Genomic DNA, 4,328 nt, shown 5'->3' on the forward strand with positions numbered 1-4,328 from the left:
GAACATCGCGTTCGCCACGGCGCCGCATTCCATCCAGAAGCTCGGCGGCTGACCGGAGACCCAAAGATGCCCCTGCCCCAACCCAACCTCTACCCGGCTTTCAACATCGTACGGCTCAGCCACGTCGAGCTCGCCGTCACGGATCTCGCGAAGTCGCGCGCCTTCTATGTCGACACGCTCGGCCTGCAGGTGACCGACGAGACCAAAGACGCGATCTACCTGCGCGCGCTGGAAGAACGCGGCCATCACTGCATCGTGCTCAGGAAAGGCCCGGTCGCGGAAGCGCGCGACCTCGGCTTCAAGGTCTTTTCCGATGAGGACCTCGACAAGGCCGAGTACTTCTTCAAGGGCAAGGGCCTGCCGGTGGAGTGGGTGGAGCGGCCCTACCAGTCGCGCACCTTCCGCACCCGCGATCCGCACGGCATTCCGTTGGAATTCTACTCCAGGATGGAGCGGCTGCCGCCGATCCATCAGAAATACGCGCTCTACAAGGGCGTGAAGCCGCTGCGCATCGACCATTTCAACTGCTTCTCGCCGAACGTCGATCAATCGGTCGCGTTCTACAACGAGCTCGGCTTCCGCGTGACCGAATACACCGAGGATGCCGAGACCGGTAGGCTGTGGGCCGCCTGGACGCATCGCAAGGGCGGCGTGCACGACATCGCCTTCACCAACGGCCTCGGCCCGCGCCTGCATCACGTCGCCTTCTGGGTGCCGACGCCGCTCAACATCATCGACCTGCTCGACCTGATGGCCACCACCGGCTGGCTGCCGAACATCGAGCGCGGCCCGGGCCGGCACGGCATTTCCAACGCCTTCTTCCTCTACATCCGCGACCCCGACAACCATCGCATCGAGATCTATTGCTCCGACTACCAGACGGTCGACCCCGATCTGGAGCCGATCAAATGGGACCTCAAGGATCCGCAGCGCCAGACGCTTTGGGGCGCGCCGGCTCCGAAGAGCTGGTTCGAGGAAGGCAGCGTCTTTGCCGGGGTGAAGCCGCGTCCGTCCGATCTGGCGGCGTCGCCAATCGTGGCGCCCTAACTGTGTGCGGAGTTTCAGCATGAGCGCGGCGCGCCTCGCCACTTTCACCGTCGGCGGCAAGACGCGCTACGGCGCGATCACCGACAAGGGCGTCGTCGACCTTTCGGCGCGCCACACCCAATGGCCGACGCTGCGCGAGGTGATCGAGGCCGGCGCGTTGCGCCGGCTGGCGGAGGAGGCGGATGCCTTCGCGCCCGACTTCAAGGTTGAGGACATCGCCTACGAGATCCCAATCCCCTCCCCGGAAAAAATCATCTGCGTCGGCGTCAATTTTCCAGACCGCAACGAGGAGTACAAGGACGGACAGGCGGCGCCCTCCAACCCGTCGCTGTTCATCCGCTTCCCGCGGTCCTTCGTCGGCCATGGCGCGCCGCTGGTGCGGCCACCGGAATCGCCGCAGCTCGACTATGAGGGCGAGATCGTCATCGTCATCGGCAAAGGCGGCCGCCGCATCGCCGAGGCCGACGCGCTCGGCCACATCGCGGCGCTGTCGCTGTGCAACGAAGGCACGCTCCGCGACTGGGTGCGCCACGCCAAATTCAACGTCACGCAAGGCAAGAATTTCGACCGTTCCGGTTCGATCGGCCCGTGGCTGGTGCCGTTCACCGACGCGGCGCAGATCGCCGACATCTCGCTCACCACGCGCGTCAATGGCGAGGTCCGCCAGCGGGACCGCACCGGCCGCATGATCTTTTCCTTCCGCAAGATCATCGCCTACATCTCGACCTTCACCACGCTGGTGCCGGGCGACATCATCGTCACCGGCACGCCGACCGGCGCCGGCGCCCGCTTCGAGCCGCCGATCTGGCTGAAGCCGGGCGACGTCATCGAAGTCGAGGCCGACGGCATCGGCCTGCTCCGCAACGGCGTCGTCGACGAGGGAGCTGGCCGATGATGACCGAAGCGCAGGTCGAGGATGCCGCGGCGAGGCTGTTCGAGGCCGAGCGCGAGCGCCGGCAGATCCGGCTGCTCAGCCTCGACTTTCCGCAAGCGACCATGGACGACGCCTACCGGGTGCAGGCGGCGCTGGTGAAGCGCAAGGTGGCGTCGGGGCTGGCCATCAAGGGCTGGAAGATCGGCCTGACCTCGAAGGCGATGCAGTCGGCGCTCAGCATCGACATTCCAGACTCGGGCATTCTGTTCGACGACATGTTCTTCGAGGACGGCGCCACGGTTCCGGGCGGCCGCTTCATCCAGCCGCGCATCGAGGCCGAGATCGCCTTCGTCATGAAGGCGCCGCTCGCCGGCCCGGACGTGTCGATCGACGACGTGCTCGACGCCACCGACCATATCACGCCGGCGCTGGAGATCCTCGACACCCGCATCGAGCGGATGAACAAGGAGACCGGCAGGATCCGCACCTTCTTCGACACCATCTCCGACAATGCCGCCAATGCCGGCATCGTCGTCGGCGGCCGCTCGGCCGGGCCGCGCGAGGCGGACCTGCGCTGGATCGGCGCCATCGTGTCGCGCAATGGCGAGGTCGAGGAGACCGGGCTCGGCGCAGGCGTGCTCGACCATCCGGCGAAAGGCATCGCCTGGCTCGCCAACCGTCTGCATCAGTACGGCATGCGCATCTCCGCCGGAGAGGTGGTGCTGTCCGGCTCCTTCATCCGGCCAGTGGAATGCAGGCACGGCGACCAGATAGCCGCCGATTTCGGCCCGTACGGAATCATCCGCATCGCCTTCGCCTGACAGCACCCATCCCGAAAGAAAAAAGGCCGGGCGCGAATGCGGCCCGGCCAGAAATGAAGGTCAAACCTTCAGAGGGGAACATCGTTCGGCGCAATGGGAGGAGAACGCCGAACGATGTATCCTATGTGGGCTTTGACCGGTGAGTTTGCGACGAACAGAATTCCAAATATCAGCCGAAGCGCGAAAAAATATCGCGCAAGCAGGACCGCGGCCTCAGCCAGCCGCTGCCGCCTCCAGCAGATCTGCATAGTGCCGGCGCGCCACATCCGGGTGGGAACGCAGGCGGCTTTTCAGCACATTGGTCCCGACGTCGCGAAACAGCGGATTGTCGGGGTCGCTTGCCGGACCGCGCGCCTCCGCCGCCAGGTCCTCGGGTAGGTCGAGCAGCGGGATCGTCGCGTCGAGCCGGGCGCTGAAGAAGAACGGCACCGAGATGCGCTCGACGCCGGGCGGCGGCGTCACCACCCGATGGACCGTTGCCCGCAGATATCCGTTCGAGGCCAGTTCGAGCAATTCGCCGATGTTGACCACCAGCGTCTGCGGGATCGGGTCGACATTCACCCAATTGCCATTGTACTCGACCTGCAGCCCCTTGTTCTCGTCCTGCAGCAGCAGGGTCAGGAAGCCGCCATCCTTGTGGGCGCCGACGCCCTGGTCGTCGCCGGTGGCGTCGCGGCCGGGGTAGCGCACGATCTTCATGCGGTGGTTGGGTTCGTCGCGATAGATCGCATCGAAGGCGTCTTCCGGCTGGTCGAGCGAGAGCGCGAAGGCCTTGAGCAGGCGGATCGCCACCTGGGTCGCCTTGCTCTGCCAGGCAAGCAGCGCCGGTTTCAGCTCCGGCAGGGCGTGCGGCCACTGGTTCGGCCCCTGCAGCCGCGTCCAGGCTGGAACGCCCGGCCCCTGCGCGATCGTCGGCCGCTCGACGCCGATGTCGAGCTGCTCGCGCCAGTCGGCCTTGCCCTTGGTCAGCTCGCCGCCGGCGCGCGTATAGCCGCGGAACTGCGAGGATTTGACCATTTCGATCGCCAGCTTGTCGGCCTCCGGCAAGGCGAAGAACAGCCGCGAGGCATCGAGCACGTCGGAGATTTCAGAAGCCGATATGCCGTGGCCGGAGAGATAGAAGAAGCCCACGTCGCGCGCGGCCGTGCGCAGGTCGAATAGAAAGGTCCGCCGTTCCGAGGCGCCCTGGTCGAGGCGGTCGAGATCGAGCACGGGGATAATTCTGGCCATGGTCAGGCTCCTTTCGCGGCACTATGCGACCCCGCCCCACGATGCCATGCGCGCGGCCCCGGCCCAAGCAACGCACGATCCAATCTCGGCGCGAATGACGCAAAGCCGGCGCTGCATTCCGCTGCCGGCGGGCAAAGAACTTCCGGCCCTCCCATCATCAGCGTCGATCCAGCCTGGCGACCAGCCGGTCGCCCGCCCACTGGATGCCGCAGACAAGGATGATCAGGACGATGACCACGGCGACCATGACGCTGGTCTCGAAGCGCTGGTAGCCGTAGCGGATGGCGAGATCGCCAAGCCCGCCGGCGCCGATGGCGCCGGCCATGGCCGAGGCGCCGACCAGCGTCACCAGGGTC

At 66.2% G+C, this 4,328-nt stretch carries 4 protein-coding genes and 1 pseudogene; 3 read left to right on the forward strand and 2 right to left on the reverse strand.

Annotated elements, in window-relative coordinates:
• Positions 1-66: 66 nt before the first annotated feature.
• The 3 genes from hpaD to hpaH are packed head-to-tail and all read left to right on the forward strand — an operon-like array spanning position 67 to position 2,742.
• Complete coding sequence (gene hpaD, locus EN738_RS31590) at positions 67-1,047, forward strand: 3,4-dihydroxyphenylacetate 2,3-dioxygenase (protein ID WP_127287019.1); 981 nt, start codon at positions 67-69, stop codon at positions 1,045-1,047.
• A 19-nt stretch (positions 1,048-1,066) separates the two neighbouring features.
• Positions 1,067-1,942, forward strand: a complete 876-nt coding sequence (locus EN738_RS31595; protein ID WP_127287020.1) for a fumarylacetoacetate hydrolase family protein — start codon at positions 1,067-1,069, stop codon at positions 1,940-1,942.
• Entirely contained in the window at positions 1,939-2,742 is an 804-nt protein-coding gene (hpaH, locus tag EN738_RS31600) for a 2-oxo-hept-4-ene-1,7-dioate hydratase (protein ID WP_189606078.1), read from the forward strand. The genes EN738_RS31595 and hpaH overlap by 4 nt, the downstream gene beginning before the upstream one ends.
• A 213-nt stretch (positions 2,743-2,955) precedes the next feature.
• Here the strand turns inward: hpaH and EN738_RS31605 are convergent, their stop codons facing one another.
• Both EN738_RS31605 and EN738_RS31610 read right to left on the reverse strand, forming a co-directional pair.
• Positions 2,956-3,972 (reverse strand): isopenicillin N synthase family oxygenase, encoded by a 1,017-nt coding sequence (locus EN738_RS31605; RefSeq protein WP_127287021.1) that lies wholly within the window; start codon positions 3,970-3,972, stop codon positions 2,956-2,958.
• A gap of 157 nt (positions 3,973-4,129) precedes the next feature.
• Positions 4,130-4,328: pseudogene (locus EN738_RS31610) on the reverse strand (ABC transporter permease); the annotation flags it as partial.

This window comes from Mesorhizobium sp. M4B.F.Ca.ET.017.02.2.1, from assembly GCF_003998955.1.
In the GTDB taxonomy this organism is placed as follows: Bacteria; Pseudomonadota; Alphaproteobacteria; order Rhizobiales; family Rhizobiaceae; genus Mesorhizobium; species Mesorhizobium abyssinicae.